At 67.2% G+C, this 21,452-nt stretch carries 16 protein-coding genes and 1 pseudogene; 5 read left to right on the top strand and 12 right to left on the bottom strand.

The window, feature by feature from the left end; all coding sequences use genetic code 11:
* Positions 1 to 18: 18 nt before the first annotated feature.
* The 4 genes from IPK85_21540 to IPK85_21525 all read right to left on the bottom strand — a co-directional run bounded on the left by IPK85_21540 (position 19) and on the right by IPK85_21525 (position 7,815).
* Complete coding sequence (locus tag IPK85_21540) at positions 19 to 1,908, bottom strand: PQQ-binding-like beta-propeller repeat protein (protein ID MBK8249949.1); 1,890 nt, start codon at positions 1,906 to 1,908, stop codon at positions 19 to 21.
* 187 nt (positions 1,909 to 2,095) lie between these two features.
* Positions 2,096 to 4,825 carry a S9 family peptidase gene (locus IPK85_21535; GenBank protein MBK8249948.1) on the bottom strand — a complete coding sequence of 910 codons (2,730 nt, stop codon included), beginning with the start codon at positions 4,823 to 4,825 and terminating at the stop codon, positions 2,096 to 2,098.
* Between the two features lie 40 nt (positions 4,826 to 4,865).
* Positions 4,866 to 6,335: an oligosaccharide flippase family protein gene (locus IPK85_21530; protein ID MBK8249947.1), complete on the bottom strand. Its 1,470-nt coding sequence runs from the start codon at positions 6,333 to 6,335 to the stop codon at positions 4,866 to 4,868.
* 70 nt (positions 6,336 to 6,405) lie between these two features.
* Positions 6,406 to 7,815 carry a M20/M25/M40 family metallo-hydrolase gene (locus IPK85_21525; GenBank protein ID MBK8249946.1) on the bottom strand — a complete coding sequence of 470 codons (1,410 nt, stop codon included), beginning with the start codon at positions 7,813 to 7,815 and terminating at the stop codon, positions 6,406 to 6,408.
* A 293-nt stretch (positions 7,816 to 8,108) separates the two neighbouring features.
* On the opposite strand from IPK85_21525, the gene IPK85_21520 reads away from it, so the two are divergent.
* Together IPK85_21520 and IPK85_21515 are read left to right on the top strand one after the other, a co-directional pair.
* Complete coding sequence (locus IPK85_21520) at positions 8,109 to 9,269, top strand: epimerase (GenBank protein MBK8249945.1); 1,161 nt, start codon at positions 8,109 to 8,111, stop codon at positions 9,267 to 9,269.
* Between the two features lie 4 nt (positions 9,270 to 9,273).
* Positions 9,274 to 10,572 (top strand): MFS transporter, encoded by a 1,299-nt coding sequence (locus IPK85_21515; GenBank protein ID MBK8249944.1) that lies wholly within the window; start codon positions 9,274 to 9,276, stop codon positions 10,570 to 10,572.
* Positions 10,573 to 10,648: 76 nt separating this feature from the next.
* Here IPK85_21515 and IPK85_21510 read toward each other — a convergent pair whose 3' ends face one another.
* Both IPK85_21510 and IPK85_21505 read right to left on the bottom strand, forming a co-directional pair.
* Positions 10,649 to 11,077, bottom strand: coding sequence for an SET domain-containing protein-lysine N-methyltransferase (locus IPK85_21510; GenBank protein ID MBK8249943.1), 429 nt, complete (start codon positions 11,075 to 11,077; stop codon positions 10,649 to 10,651).
* 41 nt (positions 11,078 to 11,118) lie between these two features.
* On the bottom strand, positions 11,119 to 11,622 hold the full coding sequence (locus tag IPK85_21505; protein MBK8249942.1) for a histidine phosphatase family protein: 504 nt from the start codon (positions 11,620 to 11,622) through the stop codon (positions 11,119 to 11,121).
* A 64-nt stretch (positions 11,623 to 11,686) separates the two neighbouring features.
* On the opposite strand from IPK85_21505, the gene IPK85_21500 reads away from it, so the two are divergent.
* From IPK85_21500 to IPK85_21490, 3 genes are read left to right on the top strand one after another with little or no spacing between them, the layout of a single operon-like run.
* Positions 11,687 to 12,760: an SCO family protein gene (locus IPK85_21500; protein ID MBK8249941.1), complete on the top strand. Its 1,074-nt coding sequence runs from the start codon at positions 11,687 to 11,689 to the stop codon at positions 12,758 to 12,760.
* A 13-nt stretch (positions 12,761 to 12,773) separates the two neighbouring features.
* Positions 12,774 to 13,559, top strand: coding sequence for a cytochrome c oxidase assembly protein (locus IPK85_21495; protein ID MBK8249940.1), 786 nt, complete (start codon positions 12,774 to 12,776; stop codon positions 13,557 to 13,559).
* Positions 13,556 to 15,931, top strand: a complete 2,376-nt coding sequence (locus tag IPK85_21490; protein MBK8249939.1) for a carbohydrate binding family 9 domain-containing protein — start codon at positions 13,556 to 13,558, stop codon at positions 15,929 to 15,931. Before IPK85_21495 ends, IPK85_21490 begins: the two co-directional genes overlap by 4 nt.
* A 198-nt stretch (positions 15,932 to 16,129) precedes the next feature.
* Here the strand turns inward: IPK85_21490 and IPK85_21485 are convergent, their stop codons facing one another.
* The 6 genes and pseudogenes from IPK85_21485 to IPK85_21460 all read right to left on the bottom strand — a co-directional run bounded on the left by IPK85_21485 (position 16,130) and on the right by IPK85_21460 (position 21,288).
* Entirely contained in the window at positions 16,130 to 16,942 is an 813-nt protein-coding gene (locus tag IPK85_21485) for an MBL fold metallo-hydrolase (protein MBK8249938.1), read from the bottom strand.
* Positions 16,943 to 17,017: 75 nt separating this feature from the next.
* Entirely contained in the window at positions 17,018 to 17,908 is an 891-nt protein-coding gene (locus tag IPK85_21480) for a DMT family transporter (protein ID MBK8249937.1), read from the bottom strand.
* A pseudogene (locus IPK85_21475) lies at positions 17,905 to 18,360 on the bottom strand (Lrp/AsnC family transcriptional regulator). Before IPK85_21475 ends, IPK85_21480 begins: the two are co-directional and overlap by 4 nt.
* 14 nt (positions 18,361 to 18,374) lie before the next feature.
* A complete protein-coding gene (locus tag IPK85_21470; GenBank protein MBK8249936.1) occupies positions 18,375 to 18,905 on the bottom strand; it encodes a putative metal-dependent hydrolase in 531 nt (176 codons plus the stop codon).
* A gap of 98 nt (positions 18,906 to 19,003) precedes the next feature.
* Entirely contained in the window at positions 19,004 to 20,026 is a 1,023-nt protein-coding gene (locus tag IPK85_21465; protein MBK8249935.1) for an FHA domain-containing protein, read from the bottom strand.
* Complete coding sequence (locus IPK85_21460) at positions 20,017 to 21,288, bottom strand: trypsin-like peptidase domain-containing protein (protein ID MBK8249934.1); 1,272 nt, start codon at positions 21,286 to 21,288, stop codon at positions 20,017 to 20,019. The genes IPK85_21465 and IPK85_21460 overlap by 10 nt, the downstream gene beginning before the upstream one ends.
* Positions 21,289 to 21,452 lie beyond the last annotated feature (164 nt).

Below are 21,452 nucleotides of genomic sequence, written 5' to 3'. Positions count from 1 at the left end.
CCGGATCCGCGTGGAACGTTACGGGAGTGCAAGCACAACCAGCTCGCTGGGTGGCTTGTTCCTCGCCGCACCGGTCCAGACGGCAAGGTACTGCTTCCCGTTCACCATGTAGGTCATGGGTTGCGCCGTGACCGCCCCGTTCAGACGCGTTGACCAGACCGTTTCTCCCGTGGCCTTGTCCAGCGCTTTGAGTATGGGAGCCCCACCAGAGCCTTCGCCAACGAAGAGCAGGGACTTGGTGGCGAGCAGGACCGGGCGGGTGAAGCCGCCAAGCGGCGGCAGGGTCAATCCCTTCAGCAGGGGATGGTTGCGGACGCGGTCCGGTGTCTCGCCGGCTGGCACCATCCAACGATGGTCGCCCGTGTTCATGTCGATCGCCGTGACCCGGTTCCAGGGCGGCTTGATCACCGGCAACCCCTCGCCTAACGATGGCAACTGACCGCCGGCCTGCACGAAGTTCATGTCGGAGCGCTGCGGCTGGTTGCCTAGTGCCAACAGGGCCAGGTTGGTGAATGACCCGACGTACAACGTCCCCGTTTCCGGGTCATATGCGCCGTGTTCCCAATTGGCCCCTCCGACGGAGCCGGGGAGGGAGAGCATCCCCTTGGTGCCGTCCGGCGCACTGGCGAGCGAGGGCGGCGTGAACAGCCCGCCCATCCGGAATCCCTTCACCGCCTCCAACGCCTTCGCGCGGATCTCCGGAGTGAAGTCGAGCAGGTCGTCGAGACTCACCCCTTGGCGGTCGTACGGCGCCGGCCGCGTGGGAAAGGGCTGGGTGGGCGCCGCGTGTTCCCCGGGCACGTCGCTCACGGGCACCGCCCGCTCCTCGATGGGCCAGATCGGTTGCCCCGTGCCCCGGTCGAACACGTAGGCAAACGACTGTTTGGTGATCTGGATGACGACCTCGCGGCGACGCCCACCCACGGTCACGTCGGCGAGGATCGGCGCCGTGGGGGTGTCGTAGTCCCAGATGTCGTGATGGACGATCTGGTAGTGCCACTGCCGCTTCCCGGTGCGGACGTCGAGCGCGACGAGCGAGCTGGAATAGAGGTTGTTCCCGGGGCGGTGCCCGCCGTAGTAGTCACCGGTCGCGCCCTCGACGGGCAGGAAGACCCAGCCGCGCCGCGTGTCCAGGGAGAGGGGCGCCCAGGCGCCAGCGTTCCCTGTGTAGGTCCACGAGTCGGCTTCCCAGCTCTCGTTCCCGGCTTCTCCCCTCACCGGGATCGTGTTGAATCGCCACTTGAAGGCACCGGTCCGCGCATCGATGGCGATGATGCGCCCGGGAACATTGCGACGCGAGCGCGGCTGGCCCCCGAGCTCGAGCGCGGGGCCGATGACGATCGTGTTGTCCCAGATCAACGGCGGCGAGCTCGAGCCAATGGCTGCCGAGTCCACGTTGACCTCAACCCCGAGGTGCCGCTTGAGATCGACGACACCCTGCTCGCCGAATGCAGCCACCGGCTTCCCGCTCTTTGCGTCGAGCGCGACGAGGCGAAAGCCGGGAGTGGTGACATAGATCCGCTCGTCGGTGCCCTGTGCCCAATAGGAGACCCCGCGCCCCGAGTTGCGCCGCGGCGACACGGCCGTGCGCGATCCATCGTCATAGTCCCAACGCCACTTCGCCGCCCCCGTCGCCGCGTCCACAGCGATGACCGAGCGATTCACCCCACTCGTGAAGTATAGCGTCCCCTTCACCATCAGCGGCGTGGAGATGTTCCGCACATCGGGCGGACGCTCCGCCGTATCCGGCGCCCAGCGCCAGGCGATCGCGAGCCGACCGACATTCGACTTATCGATCTGCGCCAGCGGCGAGTAGTGCGTCCCCGCGTAGTCGCGATGATGCACCCGCCACTCCCCGTCGGTCTGCGTCCCCACCGACTGCGCCGGCAGAGCCTGAGCAAACGTCATGCAGGCGAAGGCTACCACGCACCCAGTGAGGCCCCCTCGCGTGCCACTCGTGCCACTCGTGCCACTCGTGCTGCTCGTACTGCCCGTGCCCCTCGTGCTGCTGCTCATACCCGTCGCGCCTCGCGGTTGATTCCAGGTCGTCTTTCGGTCGCTCGCTTCACACCGTCTCCCGTCTCCCGTCCACCACCTACCTCCCCGCATCCGGCACCGGGCTCGCCACCACCGCCTTGCGCTCCTGCCAGGTCACCCCGCGCCGGATCCACTCCGGCGCCGGCTCTCCCTTCAGGTAGTGCCCAAACCACTCCAGGATGCGGCGATGATAGTCCACCTGGTTCTCCTTCTTCCGCAGCCCGTGGTCCTCGCCGGGGTAGACCAGCATGACAAAATCCTTCTTGCCGGCCCGCCGCGCGAAGTTGTAGAACTCGACCCCCTGGTGCCAGTCCACCGTGCCGTCGGCGTCGCCGAACATCATCAGCATCGGGCGCTCCAGCTTGTGGACGAAGGCGGCGGGCGAGTTGCGCACGTGCCCCTCGAAATCCTCCCAGGGTGGCTTGACCATCCGCCCCTGCCCCGTCTCCCAGTGGTCGAACTCCGGCATCCCGGCGCTCCAGTGGAAGGCGCCGGCGAACGACAGGAAGTTCGTGATCGGCGCGCCGGCGATCGACGTCGCGAAGAGGTTGGTCTGCGTGGGGGCGTAGGTCGCCTCGTATCCTCCCCATGAATGCCCGACCAGGCCAATGCGCGCCGAATCCACGACGCCCATCGCGATCACCGCCTTCACCGCCGGCACCAGGCTCTCCATGTACGAACGCCCCGGGTCACCCCAGCGAAAGACGATGTCCGGCGTGTAGACGAAGTACCCCTGCTGCGTCCAGACCGTGCGGTTGTAGTACGTCTTCTCGGATGGCACCATGAAGCGGTGCACATCCTGCGACATCAGCTCGTAGGTGTTCACGATCATTGGGTACTTCTTCGACGGATCGTAGTTCGCCGGGTAGTAGAGCGCCCCCTGCTGGCGCCGCCCGGAGTCGCTGGTGAACTCAACCAGCTCCGCGCGCCCCCAGGCCTGCGCGCCGCGGAATTCGTTGAACGTCCCCGCGGGACGCGCCGCATTCAGGTCGGTGCTTGCGACAAACCAGGTCGGGGGCACATCGAACTTCTCACGCGTAAAGGCCACCGTCGCCACGCTGTCTGCCTTGAGCAGCCCGCCGTGTGAGAAAGTGCCCAACGTCGCGCGCTCCACGGTGCCGTTAGGGAGCAGTCGCGCATACCCGCCCTGCTTGGACCACTCCCCCGTGAGGGAGATCCAGGTGGTCTTTCCCGTCTCTATCGTGGAGCTTCCGCGCCCGAACGGTGCCGTCGGGGCGAAGCGGTGCACCAACCGCTCGCCCACGCCGTTCGTCAGGCGCGCCCCCGTCTGGCCATCGGCCGCGATGCGCCAGATGTCGTACCTGTCGTACACGTAGAGCCAGCGTTCATCCGACGACCAGCCCCCCAAACCGAACGGCCCGAACTCGTCGGTTGGAGAGTCGGTGTCACGCTGCTGGAAGTCGGCTCCCGGCACGTTGGCCGCTGTCACGGCGCCGGTGGCGGTGTTCGCGATGCGCCAGCGACCGTCGGAGAAGAAGGCGTAGTACGTGCCGCGCGGGCTCAATCCCCCGGTGAAGCGCACGCTATCCCCCAGCACACGTCGCTGCCCGGTGACCAGGTCGATCGCGTGAACGTCCACGCGCCGACGGCCGAACATCTGGTTCCATGGATAGGGCGACGTGGTGACCGCCACGGCCATGCGCCCCTGTTCGGCAATGGTCACCTGGTCCATCAGGTCATCCTGGATGCGAACCACGCGACCCTCGGCGGGCCACCACACCGCCGCGAGGGTCCGTCGCGCATCCTGCGCATCCTGCACCTTCTGCATCGGGATCGGACGCACATCGCTCGCATGCCAGACCTGTACGTCCGACGCTTTCGGCGCCGCGGCGCTGCTGCGGGCGCTGTCTCGTTGGGCATCGCGCGGCCGCAAGCCGATCACGATCGACGCGCCATCGCGCGACCACTCGGGGGCGCGGGCATCCGCCACACGCAGCTCGCGGGGCACGGCAGTGCCAGACGCGGGATCAAGGACCAAGGGCGTCATCGCCGGGCTGCCCAGCCCGCGCCAGGCCAGCACCACATGGTTGGTGTCCCGGAAGGCTGGCTGTACCTGGCTGCGCAGCACCACGAGGTCTGCGGCCGCACGACGCCACGACATCGCCCGGTACCGTTCCGTCGACGACGCCAGGGTCACGAGTCGTCCCGTCCCTGCATCCAGAAGTTGGACCCCATTCCCGGCGTTTCCGTCGGTCTCCAGCGTCATCGCAAGCAACGCACCCGACTCGGCCCATTGAAATGCCGCCACGTTGCCGACCACCTGCGTGGTCCCTGCCGTGAGGTCGCGCACCAGAAGATCCGCGGCGTCGCGCTTGCTTGCATCCGTGGGGTGGAGGCGCGCGGCCACAAACCGTCCATCCGCGCTGAACCGTGCGGCCGTCGCCGCACCCAGGATGTGCTCGGCACCGCTGGACAGGTCCATCACGCCGGTCGTCCCCCGCACCGGCTTCTTTTCCCGCTCGAGCTTCTCGCGCTCGGTTGGCGTTGGTTGGACGGTGTAAAGCAGCCAGGCGCTGTTGACGCTGAACACCGGCGCACCACCCTGCGCCACCACCTGCGGGGCCGCGCGATCCATGCGGCGGACGCGTAACTCGGTCGTTTCATCCACCCGGTTGACGGTCCAGGCAAACCAGGAGCCGTTGGGCGACAGCGCCGCGGCACCGGGAGTCTCCCACCGGCCGTATTCCGCGGCGGGCACGATGGGTCGAGCCTGTGCGGCAAGCGCCGAGGGCACGACGAAGGCGAGGGCGATGACTGGACCGCGCATGGGGCACTCCGGGGAACGCGTGACAGACCGACGCCCCAAGCTATCCCCCGAGCGCCCCCTCGCCACCGGGACGCGCAGCCCGCACCATGGCCCGACCGCCGGGAATCACTGCCCACGCGAGCAGATACACCGCGACGAAGACGAACCCGCGGACCAACAGCCCCCCCAGCTTGCCGGCGTCGGGGAGTCGCGCGTCTGCGAGGTGCAACACCAGCACGGCACTCGCGCTCGCGAGCATGGGAATTAGCCATACCGGAAGCACCGCGCGTGCCCTCACGTGCGTGGGACCCAGGAGGACCAGGACACCAGGGAGTGACGTCAGGGCATTGGCCACCGCCACCCCCGCGGCGACTCCGACCGCGCCATACCGAACGCCCACAAAGACGCACACCAGGAAGACGGGCGTCGTTACAAACGACCAGCGGAGCTGCCGGTGGGGACCGTCACCCCCACTGGCCAGCGAGACCCACTGCGCCAGGCGACTGATGCTGGCGATGGCCACGGCCAGCGAGATGAGCCGCAACATGGGCGCCGAGTCCACCCACTCATCACCAAACAGGACATGCAAGACGCCAAGTGGCTCCGCGAACAGGAAGCCAGCGACCGGGAGGGACGCCGCGAGCACGGGGAGGAAGGAATTCCGCGCGTACTGTGCAAAACGTGCGGGGTCGTCGCGCACGCGACTCAGCGTCGCAATGGCGACCTCGGTCAGCGCCAGGTACGGCTCGATGAACGCGAAGGTACCCCATCGCTTGGCGGTGTCATACAGCCCGAGCGGGCCAAATCCGAGCAAGGCCCCGACGGCGAGGCGGTCGCACTGCTCCCCCATCCAACCGAGAAAGCGCGACCCCGCAAAGCCGCGCCAATACGAGCGAAGCTCGTGCACGGCCTCGTGTGTCGCCGTGCCCAGCGCCGCGAGCGGGAGTGGTCGCCACCCGCTGACGGTCCAGATGATCCCCACGCGACCAAACTCCACGACCGCCATCTGGATCAGGTAGGACCAGTACCGCGCCCCGGCGCGTGCCGCCAGCACCGACACCACGATGGACACCAGGAGCGCCACCAGGTGGGCTCCCAGCACGACCCCAAAGCGAAACTGCCGCTTGAGGAGTGCCTCGGGAATGGCGCTGAACGTCGCCCCAAAGATGATGACCGCCCACACCGTCGCCACCGGGATGACCCGCGCATCCCCGTTCAGGAGCGCCAGGACCGCCGCGGCCGGCACCATCGCCGCCGCCAGCAGCGCATTCCATCGCAACGACGCCCAGAAGACCGCGCTCGACTCGACCGCCGTCAGGTTCTTGTGCTGGATGATCGCGCTCTGCAATCCACCGTTGGCGATGTTCTGCACAAGCAACGCCACCGGAAAGACGTACGCTTGTACCCCCACGTCCTCCTTCGTCAGGATGCGCTGGAGGATGATCCCGAGCCCGAGTTGGAGGACGAGTTGCGCGGCACGGCCGGCGACCGTGATGACTCCGGACCGGACAGATTGTGCGCCAGTGCTCACGCGATGTCGCGCCGATGGAGACGCCACATGCGCGACTCGCTCAACGCGCAGGCTCGAGGGCCGCCGTGGATCACGAAACCGGACGACGCGTGGACGACACCCCCTTCACCAGCCGGTACATGAACTCGAGCCCCTCGTAGAACCCCTTGGTGGGAATACGCTCGTTCATCCCGTGCGCGAACGTGTCGCCGTAGAACAGTCCCGACACCCCGTACACCGGGATCCCCGCCGAGCGCAGGTGCACGCCATCGGTGGCGCCCGTGCTCATCGTCGGGATCACCGGAACCCCGGGCCACATCTCGGTCGTGATCCGCTCGATCTCGCCCATCAGCTCGGGCGTCAGCGGCGACGGTGGCGAGTTGCGCGCTTCACCCTGCATGGTGACCGACACCTTGGTGCCAGCGATGGCCTGCTCCAGCAACCCCTTCACATAGCTCGGCGACTCGTCAGGCAGGATGCGACAGTTCACCTGCGCCCGTGCCCGCTGCGGCAACGCGTTCTGCGCGTGCCCGCCATCCAGCATCGTGGCCACGCAGCTGGTCCGCAGCTGCGAGTTGTAGCGCGGGTCCTCCGACACCTTGGCCACCGCCGCCGCATCATTGGGGTTGGCGACCACCGCCTTCATCGCCGCTCCCAGCGATGGCTCAACGGTCTGTGCGAGCCGCGTGAAGTACGCCCGCGTCACCTCGTTCAACCGGACCGGAAGGTCATACGCCCCCAGCTTCACCAGCGCCTTTGACAACTCCGTGATCGCGTTGTCCTTCACCGGCACCGAGCTGTGGCCGCCCGGATTCGTCGCCTCGAGCGTGAACATCTGGAACTTCTTCTCGCTCGCCTGGATGTCGTGCGACACATACTTGCCGGCCGCATTCACCCGACCGCCGCCCCCTTCATTGAACGCATACTCGGCCTCGATCAGGTCGCGGTGTTTCTCGAGCAGGTACGCGACACCGTTGGCCGGGCCACCTTCTTCATCCGCCGTCAGCGCCACGATGATGTCACGATCGGGGACGAACCCTTCGGCCTTCATCCGCGCGATCACCGTCAGGTGCGCTGCCCCTTCGTCCTTGTCGTCGGCGACCCCTCTTCCATAGAAGGTGCCGTCCTTCTCGGTGAACTGGTACGGTGGCAGGGTCCAGTCCTCGGGCTTCGCCTCGACCACGTCGATATGGGAGAGCAGCAGGACCGGCTTCTTGCCCGTCGCGCGTCCACGCAGGCGGACGATCAGGTTCCCCTTCTTCGGCGCGTTCTCCACGACCCGCACGTCGGCGTCCGCAAAACCCAGCTGCTTCATGCGAACCGCCATCGCCTGCGCCGCGGCCAGGGTGCTGCCGTTGCTGCCCTGCGTGTTGATCTCGACCAGTTCCTTGAGCAGTGATCGGCCGAGCGAATCCCACTTGGTCCTTGGGGTCGACTGGGCATGGGCCCCGACGGTCGTCAGGGTCGCGAGGGCGGCGAGTGCTGGCAGTCTGAAGCGCATGGTCGATGGGGCGGAAGAACGCTGGACAGGGGGCGGGTCAGCCCCGGAAAGTGGCGCGGGTAGAGGCGGTGGAGGTTCGCTGCTCCAATGGCGCGTGCTCACGGTAGACCACGGGAGCGTTCACCGTCAACCACGGCGGAGGGTAGTGACCTCCCGGCCCCGGAGGTAGGTTCTCCCGCGATCCGTCGGCCCCTGGCTTCGGCCGGGGGCGGGAGCGCTCCTTGCTCGCCCGTCTTGTCTGGCCGTGTCCGCGCGAAAGCCGGCTCGCGGTGTGACTTCCTCCCCTCCCCGTTATGTCATCCCGCCGCGATTTCCTCTCCCGCACTGTCGCCGGACTCGGCGCCACGGCGATGGCTCCGTCACTGGCACGCGCCGGTTCGTTCGCCGAGGCTTTGGAACGGGCGGAACTGCACCCGCGCGCCGAGCCGCTCAAGATCCTCATCCTCGGGGGTACCGGGTTCATCGGACCGTACCAGGTGCGCTACGCGGTCGCCCGCGGCCACAAGGTCACCGTGTACAATCGCGGTCGGCGCCAGGCCGGGTTGCCTGAGTCGGTGGAGCAGCTGCAGGGTGATCGGATGACCGGCGACCTCGCCTCCCTGAAGGGGAAGAAGTGGGACGTGGTGATCGACAACCCGACCACCCTCCCCTTCTGGGTGCGCGACGCCGGCCAGGTGCTCAAGGGCAACACGGATCACTACGTCTTCATCTCGACCATCTCGACCTATGCGCACTATCGCAAGGCGGGGATGGACGAGACCTACGAGCTGGCGGCCTACACCGGCGCAGAAGATCCGATGACCATCAAGCAGGCCGGGGGCAACCTCTACGGCCCGCTCAAGGTCCTCTCCGAGAAGGAGTGCGAGAAGTGGTTCCCGGGCAAGACGACCATCGTGCGTCCGGGGCTCATCGTCGGACCGAATGACCCGACGGATCGGTTCAGCTACTGGCCGGTGCGCATCGACCGCGGCGGCGAGGTGTTGTGCCCCGGGGCTGGACAGGACCCGGACCAGGTGATCGACGCCCGCGACCTCTCGGAATGGGTCATCCGGCTGTGTGAAGACCATATCATCGGGACCTTCAACGCGACCGGGCCGCGCGCCCCGCTCACCGTCGGCGAGATGCTCGCCGGCTGTCGCGCGGCCAGCAGCGGGAGCAACGACGTGAAGCTCACCTGGGTGGACTACAAGTTCCTTGCTGATCACGCGGTGCGTGGCTGGAGCGACATGCCAACCTGGGTGGCTCCCCGTGACGATAACGACGGGTGGGGTCGCGTAAGCATCGAACGTGCGGTGGCGCAGGGACTCACCTTCCGCCCCCTCGCCGTGACGGCCCGCGATACGATCGACTGGTTCAAGACGTTGCCGGCCGAGCGACAGGGCAAGATGCTGGCCGGCCTCACGCCAGAGCGGGAAAAGGAGTTGCTGGCGAAGTGGCACCAGCTGCACGGCTGAACCGATGACCACCCCTCCCACCGGAACGGACCGGCACTGGCTGCAGCGCGTCGTTGACGTTCGTCCCAATGAAGTCGCGGCGATGCTGTGGTCGTGCGTGTACTTCTTCTGCCTGCTGTCCGGCTACTACATCATCCGCCCGTTCCGGGACGAGATGGCCGTGGCCGGCGGCACGCGGAACATCCCGTGGCTCTTCACGGCGACCATGGTCGCGATGTTCGCGGCCCATCCGCCATTCTCGGCGCTCGTGATGAAGTACTCGCGCCGGCAATTCATCCCGTGGGCGAACCGCTTCTTCATCAGCAACCTCGCCGTCTTTTTCATCCTCCTGCACCTGCTGCCGGAAGGGCAGCAGGTCTGGGCCGGCCGCGTGTTCTTTGTCTGGACGGCGGTCTTCAACCTGTTCGTCATCTCGAACTTCTGGTCGTTCATGACGGACGTGTTCACGCCGGAGCAGGGGAAGCGCCTCTTCGGCTTCCTCGGCTTTGGCGGGACCTTTGGCGGGATCGTCGGCTCGGGCGTCACGTCGCTGCTCGCCGAGCCGCTGCGCCCGGTGAACCTGCTGCTCATCTCGATGGCGTTGCTCGAATTGAGCACGTATGCCGTCCGGCAGCTCAACCAACTGTCCGCCAAGGGACAATTGGGCTCCCGGCAGTCGGGCAGCAGCGAGGCGGTGATTGGTGGATCGTTGTGGGCCGGGCTCAGCCAGGCGGCCAAGTCGCCCTACCTGCTGGGGATCTGCGCGTATATGCTCCTGTACACGATCGGCTCCACGACGCTCTACCTGCAACAGGCTGCCATCGCCGATCGCGAGTTCGCGGACTCCGGAGCACGTACATCGTTCTTTGCCAGTGTGGACTTCGCGGTCAACTCCCTGACCCTGTTCACCCAGGTCTTCCTCACCGGGCGCATCGTGCGCGCGCTCGGCGTGGCCCTCACGCTGACCCTCCTCCCGGCCCTCTCGATGATCGGCTTCGGATCGTTGGCCATGTGGCCCACGATCGCCGTCTTCGTCGTCTTTCAGGTGTTGCGGCGATCGGGGGAATACGCGGTCGCACGCCCGGCGCGCGAGGTGCTCTACACCGTTGTCCCGCGCGAGGACAAGTACAAGGCCAAGCACTTCATCGACACCTTCGTCTATCGACTCGGCGACCAGATCGGCGCCTGGTCCACCGCGGCCATGCAGGCCTTCGGGTTCACGACCAGCATGGAGGCGATCGTCGCCGTCCCGCTCTCCGGGTTGTGGTTGCTCACCGGACTCTGGCTCGGGCGCCAACAGGAGAAGAAGGCAGCAACCAGTTAGTGTCTTCCGCCGGCCGGGGAGGGAGCTCGGTCGGCGGCGCGGCAGTCAGGGGTACACGTCTCCCCAACGGCGGCGCTCAACGCTTGCGCGCGAGGATCGTCCCGCGACACGTCGCCGCCCCGCACGAACAGGGATACCGCCGTTTGGCCGCCGGCGTGTGCCGCTCCGGGAGGACGTACGCGTAGTCATACGCCAGCTCCTCCCCCGGAGACACCTCCCGGATCGTCTCGATCCAGATCTTCCCGTCCTCGACCACCGCATCGCAGTTCGGGTCGCACGAGTGATTGATCCAGCGCGCGTCGTTCCCGTCAAACGCCGCGTCGATCACCCACTCGTCATCGATGGCGAAGAGGTAGGTGTGGTGCCGTTCCCCTTCGACGTCGGGATACCGCGCGTCGGCTTGCGCCGGGGTGATGCGCTGCCCGGAGTACTCCACCAACCGCACCCCTTCGGGGATCGGCTCGATCGCGAAGGCCCCCAATCCCTGCATGGGCGAGTCTCGTATCTCGAACGGCCCGTCGGTGGAACGGCGCGGGACCGTCTCGCTCACTTGCCGTAGCGCACACGCACCAGCTCAGCCGACTGGCCGCGCTTGCGAACGATGAAGAAGTGGCTGTACGACGTGTCGGCGATGGCCGGCGCCGGGGCGATGCCGAGCGCCTGGATCACCGCGGGCACGGTATTCGAGTGGCCGACATAGACCGCCGTCTTCCCCACGAAGGGCGCCAGGGCCGCCAGGACCGCCTGGGCGTGCTGGGCTTCCGTCCCTGCCGCACTCACCACCACCGGGGTCAGTGACTTCGACTTCGCGAGGGGGGCAGCAGTCTGTAGGGTGCGCTTGAACTGTGTGTGCAGCACCCCGTCCACATTGGTCCGCGCGAGCGCCGTCGCCAGCGACTCGGCGCGCGCATACCCCGCCGCATTGAGGTCCGGATCGGCCCCCGCTGGCCGCTCGGCGTGGCGAACCAGGATGATCGTGCTGGTCACCGGGGCTCGGCAGGCCGCCGTCGTGACGAGGAGCGCGGCGAGTAGGGATGGGAGAATTCGCATGCGCGGAACCTATCCCGTGCGGGCGGGCCGGCAACCGAAATGACGCGGCCCGTTAGCTTTCGGCATGCGTCGCCTGTTTACCCTGCTCGTCCCGGCCCTCGCCGTTTTTGGCAGCTGCCGAGGTGAAGCGCCCAAGGATGAGGCGCTCTTTCGGGGGGTCTACGTGAGCCCCCCGGTCGAGAAGCCGGACTTCACGTTCACCGACTTCAACGGACAGCCCTTCAACTTCCGGCTCGAGACCGCCGACAAGGTGGCCTTGTTGTTCTTCGGTTACACACACTGCCCCGACGTCTGCCCGCTGCACGCCGCGAACATTGCCGCCGTGCTCAAGGAGATGCCGTTCGAGGAGCGAGAGAAGATCCAGTTCATCTTCGTGACGACCGACCCGGAACGCGATACGCCAGAGCGCCTCAAGTCGTGGCTGGGTGCCTTCAATCGCGACTTCATCGGACTGGCAGGGTCGGTAGACGAGCTGGCGCGCGTCCAGACCGCGCTGCGGATTGCCCCGGCGAAGAAGGAGTTCCTCCCGGGGGCGGACTCCAGCGCGTACCTCGTGGGCCATGCGGCCCAGGTCATCGCCTTCGGACGCGACGGACTCGCCCGCACCGAGTACCCCATGGGGGTGCGGCAGGAGGACTGGGCGAAGGACCTGCCGCGGCTCGCGCGCGGCGAGCTGCCCAGCGACCCGGGGAGCGCGCTCCCTGGCAAGAACGTCGAGTTGACCCCATCGACCTCTGATGTCACAGGTCCGGCCATCCGGGTGCAGGTGGCCGTGATGCCGGCGCCACCCTCCACCAGCGAGGCCGCGGTCTATCTCGTCATCGCCAACTCGGGCACGGCCGACACCCTCGTCAGCGTGTCGAGCCCCGAGGCGGCGGGCGCGATGATCCACACCACGGAACCAAGCGGTGGACAGCAGATTATGAAGATGCGGGACCGCGTGCCACTGGCACCGGGCGAGACCGTCTCTTTCCTTCCCGGCGGCACCCACGTGATGCTCATGCAGCTGTCGCGACTGCCGGCGGCGGGCGAGTCGTTCCCCCTGCGACTGCGATTCGCCAGGGCTGGCGAGTTTGCCATCGCGCCGATGGTCGTACCGTACGCCGAGCTGGAGGAGCAGCTTCGGCGCCCCCAATGAGCGAGCAAGGCTGATGCAATTCTGGTGTTCCTTCACCAATACGGCCTGGGATTGGAGCTGGCGTCCGTTCCCGGGAGTCTGGCTCTTCGTGCTACTCCTCGGCTGGTGTGCATTCCGCCTGAACCGTGCGGGTGGCGGGACCCCACGTCCCATCCACCCGCTCACCCTCCTTGGTCTGGCCCTCACCTGGATCGCACTGGACTGGCCGGTCGGCGCGTTAGGCGCGGGATACCTCGCCAGCGTGCACATGGCCCAGTTCCTCCTACTCGGCCTCTTGGTGCCGGCCGCACTGCTCGCCGGGTTGCGACCGGAGTCCCAGGTGGCGATCGCGCAGTCACGCACGGGGACAGTACTCGAGCGGATCACGCGCCCGGTGACGGCGCTGATCCTCTTCAACGTCATCGTGCTGATCACGCACCTGCCGCCCATCGTGGATCGGCTCATGCCCACCCAGCTCGGCTCCATGGCGATCGACCTCCTCTGGTTTGTTGCGGGGCTGATCTTCTGGTTCCCCATGTTGGTTGACGCGCCGGTGCGCCCGCGCTTTGTGCCGCCTCTCCGGATGCTCTATCTCGTGGTGGGGTTGATGTTCTCGCCGGTGATGTTCGGGCTGGTTGGATTCATGTTGTATGCCGAGCACCCGCTCTACGGGTTATATGAGCTCGCGCCGCCATTCCCCGGCTGGACCTCCAAGATGGACCACGAACTCGCCGCCGTGATGATGTCGGTCACCGGGGCGCTGGTGGCCTTCATCGGCCTGTCAACGATTTTCTTCAAGTGGAGCAAGACCGACGCGTGAGCACTGTACGACGCCTTGTCACCCTGGCCCTTGCCGCGGTGACCCTGACGACCGGGCTCGACGCGCAGGTGCGCACCTACCACGGCCGCAACCGGCAGACCGTCGCCGAGCTTCCTCGACTGGACGAAGCGCCCACCATCGACGGCATGTTGGATGACGCGGTCTGGTCGCGGGCCGTGCTGCTGACCGGGTTCTCGGCGTACCTCCCGCTCGACGATCGGCCCGCGGCGGATTCCACGGACGTGCTCGTGTACTACTCGAGTACCCACGTCTACTTCGCCGTGCGCGCCTTCGAGAGCCATGGCGCCGTCCACGCGACCCTGGCCGCTCGGGACAAGATCGATTCGGATGACTACATCCAGATCCTGCTCGACCCATTCAACGACCGACGGCGTGCCTTTGTCTTCGGGATCAACCCGTTAGGCGCCCAGGCCGATGGCGTCCGTACCGAGGGGTTCAGCCCGCCCCAACCCCGTGGGCAGACCTTTGGCGGCAACCCACCGGCGTTCATCGACCTCAGCCCCGACCTCGTCTTCGAATCGAAGGGTCGCCTGACTGACACCGGGTACGAGATCGAGGTCGCGATCCCACTCAAGAGCATTCGTTTCCAGGGGAGCAACACCCAGCAATGGGCTGTGCAGGTGCTCCGGTTCGTACAGCACTCCGGATACCAACAGACCTGGACCCCCGCACGGCGAGGCGCCGCGTCCTTTCTGGTGCAGTCCGGAACTCTCACCGGGCTGCACGACCTGCGGCGCGAGGCGGTGGTCGAGCTGAACCCGGAACTGACCGAGTCGTACAACGGAGCCTATCCCGCGGGCTCGACGGACTTCGGCTACACCTCAACACCCAACGTGGGCGGGAACGTGCGCTGGCGCATCGTGCCCAACCTCACGCTGAACGCCACGGTACGCCCCGACTTCTCCCAGGTCGAGGCAGATGCGGCGCAGGTCCCGGGTGATACGCGTTTCGCGCTGTTCTTCCCGGAGCGCCGCCCATTCTTCATTGACGGCATCGAGCAGTTTGACGCGCCCAACAACCTGATCTACACGCGACGCATCCTGCAGCCCGATTTCGCATCCAAGCTCACTGGGCGCTTCGGACGCACGAGCATTGGCTGGATGGGGGCACTCGACGATCCCGTGGCATCGGCCAGCGGGAAGGATCGGCCGCTGTTCAACATCGTGCGCCTGCGTCGCGACATCCTCCAGGCCTCGACCGCCGGCTTCACCTTCACCGACCGCACCGAACGCGACGGCTTCAGCCGCGTGGCGATGGCCGACACGCGGATCCTGTTCAAGGGTGCCTACGCCTTCAATGCAACCGTCGGTGGAAGTGCGACGCGCCCGACCACTGGCGGTGAGACAGCGACGGCCCCGTTCTGGGAGGTTGGGGTGAACCGCACGGGGCTCCGCTACGGCCTGCGCTACGTCTTCAGCGGGATCGACTCGAGCTTCGACGCCGCCAGCGGATTCGTGCCACGGCGAGACCTGGTCTCGGGGGCGGCGTACAACCGCTTCAGCTGGTACGGCAAGCCCGGCGACTTCATCGAGAGCTACCTGATTCGCCAGGGCTTCGACTTCCTCTGGCTCTTCGACCGCTTCTGGGACGGCAAGGCCGTGCAGGAGACCAAGATCCAGGCCGAGAACGTCTTCAATATTCGCGGCGGCTGGGTCCTCAGCGTGACGCCGGTGCGTGAATCGTTCCTGTTCGACAGCCGGACCTATGCACGCTATCGCGTCCTTCGCGCGCGCACTGGCTCGAGCTTGGAGGACACCCTCTCATTCCAGCAGTCACCGCGCACCCCGACCGCCGTGGTCCTCCTGCGGCTCAACACACCGCAGTTCGAACGATGGACTGGCCGCTTCACCGGCTTCCTCGGCAAGGACATCGAGTTCTTCGAGACCAGCACCGCGCGCCGGATCGACCTCACCGGCGAGGTCGACTTCCGGCCGACCGACCAGATGCGGGTCAACGCATCGTATCTCTACTCGCACTTTACCCGCTCGCGCGACGGCACCACGCTGTCACGCGCCACGGTCCCGCGGATGCGCCTGGAGTACCAGGTTTCCCGCGCCCTCTTTCTCCGCTTTGTCGGTCAATACGACAACCGCGTCCGTGATGCCCTGCGCGACCCGGTCAACGACCTCCCGATCGCGATCTGGAACGGGTCGACCTACGCCCGCGCCGGCAAGACCGCCACGCGCGACTTCCGCGTGGACTGGCTGATCAACTTCGTCCCAAGCCCGGGCACGGTGTTCTTCGCGGGCTACGGGTCGTCGCTGACGGAAGACGATGCCTTCCGGTTCCGCGAGATGCGGCGGGTGCGGGATGGCGTCTTTGTGAAGATGTCGTATCTGTTCCGGCGATAGGGGCAACTGCCACTGCGCGGTACGAGCGGCACGGGCAGTACGTGCGCGGGGGCGCCCCCCCCCCCCCCCCCCCCCCCCCCCCGCCCGGCAGCCTGAAACGCCACAACGCAGTACGCGCAGCACGGGCTGAACGCGTGCCCCCCGTGCTCCTCGGGCTGCTCGTGCTGCCCGTACTGCGCCCTTGGAGTTGCTGTGCCCCTACCGACGAAGCCCGAGTATCACTTGTCCCCCAAACTGCTTCGCTCTCCGCTCTCCCCCAAGCATCCCCTCAAAGCCTGCCACCGCCGACGCGCCCAGCACCGCATCCGCCGTCCCAGCGGCGAGCCCTTCGCGAACGCGTGCCCGCACCGTCGCCAGCATCTCGCGATACCGGCGCAGGTCGGCTCGCGTGGACACCGCCCCGTGCCCCGGCACGATCCGCGTGGAGTCGTTCACCTCGGTGAGCACGGTGTCGATCACCTTGATCATCCCGTCCAGGCTGCCCCCCGCCCACCAATCAACGAACGGCGGGGCGCCCACCTCGAACAGGTCGCCGATGTGCAGCACGTTGTACGCCGGCAGCCAGGTCAGCAGGTCCCCGTCCGTGTGCGCGACCCCGTAGTGTCGCACGGTCACGCGCACGCCGCCTAACGTCATCTCCAGGAGATCGCCTACCAGCTTGGTCGGCATCGCGGCCGGATCCAGCGGGGTCCGGTGCCATTCCAATGCGGCGATGGTCGTGTCCTTCGCCGCCTGCACCGGCACGCGAGGATGCGCCCACACCTCGGCGCCCCGGGCACGGAAGAAGGCGTTCCCTTCCGTGTGGTCCCCGTGGTAGTGCGTGTTCACGATCCACTTCACCGGCGCCTGCGTCACCTGCCGCAACGCCGTGTCGAGCGCGGCCACCCGCTTGGCGCTCTGCGCGTCGACCAGGAAGACTCCATCGCGGGTCTCCAGCGCCAGCACGTTGCCGTTCGCGTAGCCGGAGAACACATGGAGCCCTGGCGCCAGACGTTCCGTGGTAATGCGCATGACGTCCTGTGCGGCGACGCTCGTTGCGCACAGGAATGCGAAGAGACCGAGTATTGGTTTCATGACGGTGCCAAGCTAGGCAGGCCGTCGCTCGACCGTCGCGGACTCGGGGATGGGTTGCAGTACGCCAGTGGCGAATGCCACGCCGGCGAGGACGAGCGCGGCACCGATCCCCATGCGCAACGTGACCCCTTCGCGCAGGAAGACCCAGCCCCAGAGCATCCCGAACACTGGAATCAGGTAGGAGACGGACATCGTGCGCATGGCCCCGATGCGACGGATCAGCCGAAAGAAGAGGACATACGCCACCCCGGTGCAGAACACCCCCAACAGGATTCCGGCTGTCGCGGCCCGGGCGGAGATTGGGGTCGCAGGAAGGAGCGCGACAGCGGGTCCGACCGTGAGCAGCAACGCGCCAACCTGTGAGCCGGCGGCGACGACCATGGGATCCACCGTGGCCAGGCGACGGCGCGAGAGGTGCGCCGCGATGGCGTAGAGGAACGCCGCCAGCAGTCCCGCTACCACCCCAGGACCTCCCGCCCGCCCACCATCCCGCCAGACCAGCATCACCACACCAACGAAACCCAGCAGCAACCCGGCCGTCTTGTTCGGGCCGAGGCGTTCCCTGAACCAGAAACGAGCGATCGCCCCCGCCCAGAGGGGCACCGTGCCGTTGAGCACGGACGCAATGCCCGCAGTGACATGCAGCGTGGCGAAGGCAAACAGCGTGAAGGGAATCGCGGTGTTGATGGCGCCGAGCAGGAGGAGCGAACGCCAGTGCGTGCGTACCCCGCGCAGCCCGCCCTGCGCGACCAGCAGGCCGAGCAGGATGACCGCCGCGATCCCGACGCGTGTCGCCACGAGAGGCACCGGGCCAAACTCGGGAGCAGCGACGCGCTGGAAGAGGAACGACGCTCCCCAGATGGCCGCGAGCAACACCAACTCCACCAGGTCGCGTGGCGTCACGAAGGGTCCGTGGGGACGGTGATCGTGCTCGATTCCTTGGCCGTCGACAGGACAATCGTGGTCCGCGTCTGCGTGAGGTGCGGCTGCTGCTTGATCTCGCCCAGCACGCGCGACAGGTCGTCCGTATCCCGCACCCGCAGCTTCACGAGCAGGCAGTCCTCGCCCGCCACGTGGTGGATCTCACTCACCTCGGGAATGGTGGCGAGCGCCCGGTCGGTTTCGTCGCCACCACCGGACGCCGTGAAGCGCGCGAACACGAAGGCGGTCAGCCCCAGTCCCAGCGCCTTCGGGGCCAGTCGCGCTTCGTAGCCGGTGATGATGCCGCGCTGCTCCAACTTGCGAATGCGCTCCAGAATGGCCGACGGCGCCATGTCGAGGTCGCGAGCAATATCCGCGTTGCTCGTGCGCGCGTTCAGCTGCAGGACCCGCAGGATGTGGCGATCGACGTCGTCGAACGCGGCGGGACTCACGCCAGCCACCCCTCGCGCGCGCGCAGCTGCGTCACGTGGGCCACATGGTGCTCCCCGTGCCACGCGTACATGGCGATCAGGTAGTCGATGGTGTGTTGTCCTGATGCCGGATGTACGTAGGTCCGGTCGAAGTCGGCAGCGGCGAGCGATCGCAGCACGCGATCCGCGCGCTCGTGAACCCCGTCGAGGATGGCGAGCGAGGTGGCCAGGGGCGTGGTCGCGACATCAGCCAGCTCCGCCCACAACTGCTCCTCGTACGGCCGGATCGTGGGATTCGACTCGGTGAGGGCCAGCTTGAGGCGCAGGTAGAAGTTCAGGTGGCTGTCCGCGACGTGGTGCACCAGCTGGCGCACGCTCCACCCCCCGGGACGGTACGGGGTACCGAGTTGCCCCTCGGACAGGTCAGCGACGGCGAGCCGGAGCGACGCCGGAATGCGAGCGAGGCGGCGAATGGTCGCGGCCCGGTCCTTCGCCGGGGAGGCCGGAGGCGAGAACGGACCGATCGGAAAGCGCATGTCTTCTGTCATGCGGAGACATTACGTTGGCGATACCGGCCAGGCAACCGACGAATCGCCCGTCAATCGTACCCAAGACCGCACTCTGGTCGTCAACCAGACCCCGGCACCTACTCGAGGTCGAGCCCCGTCGGCGGCAGCTCGCCCTTCTTCGCCAGCTCGTCCGCCTCCTCACGCAGCCCGGCGATCGCCTCGCCAAACTCGGCAACCGAAATGGCCGGCACCAGGCCGGGGCGTAGCGGCTTGAGCACCGAGACGATCGACGGAACGTCCGAGAAGCGATCGTCATCCAGCAGGGCCGACACCCCAAGGAGCGTCAGCATCGTCGCACACATCGTCACGGCCGTCCGCACCAGCCGCTCGCGCCGGATGTGCGTGGCCAGGCCGAGGTGCGCCGTCACCGTCGCCGCCACAAAGGCGATCGCACCGGCCGTCATCACGCCGTCCCACACGACCGACCCCGGAAACAGGAAGGTCACCCAGCCGCTCAGCGTGACGAGCGCAAGCGCCACCAGGCTCGCCACCGACGCGATGACCAGGTGCCCCTGGTAGAAGAAACGCTGCGAGATGATGCGACCCAGTATCGCCCAGATCCCGGCCCACACGGCGAGGAAGAGCCAGCTGGCACTTGCCGAGGCAAACAATTCGCTGCCGACCGTGCGTGCCGTGGAGGTCGACCAGGAGAACACGGTGATCGCGGCGATTGCGGCAGCCGCCACCGGTCCTCCGCGGCGCGCGCCAAGTCGCGGTGCCAACACGGGCTCGTGGGGAACCACCGCCGCCTCCGCCACCGGCACAGCGACCGGACGGTCGGGCAACGCCGCGGCCACCGGCTCATCGCGGTCGCGCACCCGAATGATCGTGCGACCCGCGCGGAACTCCTGCCCGGGGTGCAGCGCCAGCCGGCCCGCCAGCCGCTGCGCACCAAGCCAGACGCCGTTGCTGCTCCCCACATCCTCGATGCACCAGCTCCCATCGTCACCATGCACGACCTGGAGGTGCTGGGCGTCCACGTACGGATCCTCCAGGATCACCGCGTTGCGCAGCCCGCGCCCGATCGTGAGCGGCGTCTCTCCCAGCGCATGCCAGCTCTTTGCCCCACCGGCCCGCTCCACCTCAAGGATCAGTTCCATGTGATGAACTCCAGGTAGCGCGTCGTGAGGCGCTGCAGGTTCTCGAACGACGCGCCAGCCACAGTCATCGTGGAGATGAGGCCTGCGTTGCGACGGCCGAGCACGGCCACCTTGAGCTGTCCGTCATACAACCCCTCCAGCTTGCGATACCGGCGGAGGCACAACACCGCGCGCATCCGCATCGCCTCGTGCTTCACGTTGCGCGACTCGCACCGCCAGCTCGTCACGTGCTCCACGTCCCCCCCCGGCGCCCCATCCGCGCCGAAGGTGGAACTGAACAAGCTGTAGAAGCGCACCGCGTTCATCTGCTGCGTCGTCAGCAGTTGGTGCTCGACGCGCACGGTCCCGGTACTGTGGTCACTCGCGAGATAGACGTCGTCGTCGGTCTCACACGAGTGCACGACACTCTCGTACGTGCGTTCGCGGGTCCGGTCCGCATCGGCCCAGCAGCGGAATGTTGGTGTGGGCTCCGTCAGCACACGCCAGGGGCCGAGGGTGATCTCCTTCGGCCGCTCGACAAAGAGCCGTCCCAGCCACCCGTCCTGGTCCTGTCGCAACGCCGCCGCGACCTGCGCAAGGGTGCGCACTGGCGGGTTCGCCGACGGATTCCGCACCTGGCCAAGCAGGTTCGCCACCTGCGCCACCGGGACAAGGAATCCGATCTGGTTCCCCGCCGTCGCGACATTGACCCCGATCACGCGCCCATCCTCCGTGATCGTCGGCCCGCCACTCATCCCCTGGTTGATCGCCCCCGTGAAATGGATGCGCGGATGCCGGGTATGCGCCAGCTGGCCGTTGTAGGTGCCCTCGACGATGCTCAACCCCAGGTCACGGGGATGTCCAAGCGAATACAAGCGCGTCCCCTGTGGCACCGCCCCGGCCGCGATCTCGAAGAACCGACTCGGCCGCGTGGTCGTGGAGAGCACCGCGAGGTCGCTGATGACGTCCACGCCGAGCACCTCGGCCGTATGAGCCTGTCCCTGCGCGTCGAGGTACTCGGCGCGATAGCGGCCCGGCGACTGGATCAGCTCGGCGATCACATGGTAGTTCGTGACGAGCTGGCCGTCGGCACTGACAAAGAACCCGGAGCCGATCCCGGACTTCGCCGCCGAGCCGGTCTCCACGACCTGGATCTTGACGACGCGGTCCGCGTAGCGCTGGAACACGTCGGACGTCGCGACACTCGGCGGCTGAGCGACCGCCATCCCCGGGGCGGTGCCGAGGCAGACGGCGGTGCAAAAGGCAAGACACGGTGTTCGCATGGGCGTCCGGTGGAGTCGCGAGTGCCTAAGCTGCAGACAGATCACGTTGGGCGACAGTCCGCGCGCGCCGTCCAGCGACCCAAGACTCACGTGCGGGCTAACTGAAGCTGTGGCCAGACCGCTTGGACTGTCGCCCCGTGATCCCACCGCAGCCCCGGCGGGAC

It is taken from the genome of Gemmatimonadota bacterium (genome assembly GCA_016712265.1).
Classification (GTDB): Bacteria; Gemmatimonadota; Gemmatimonadetes; order Gemmatimonadales; family Gemmatimonadaceae; genus RBC101.
Note: the sequence above shows the minus strand (reverse complement) of the source record. Positions and strands in the feature narration are given on the sequence as shown.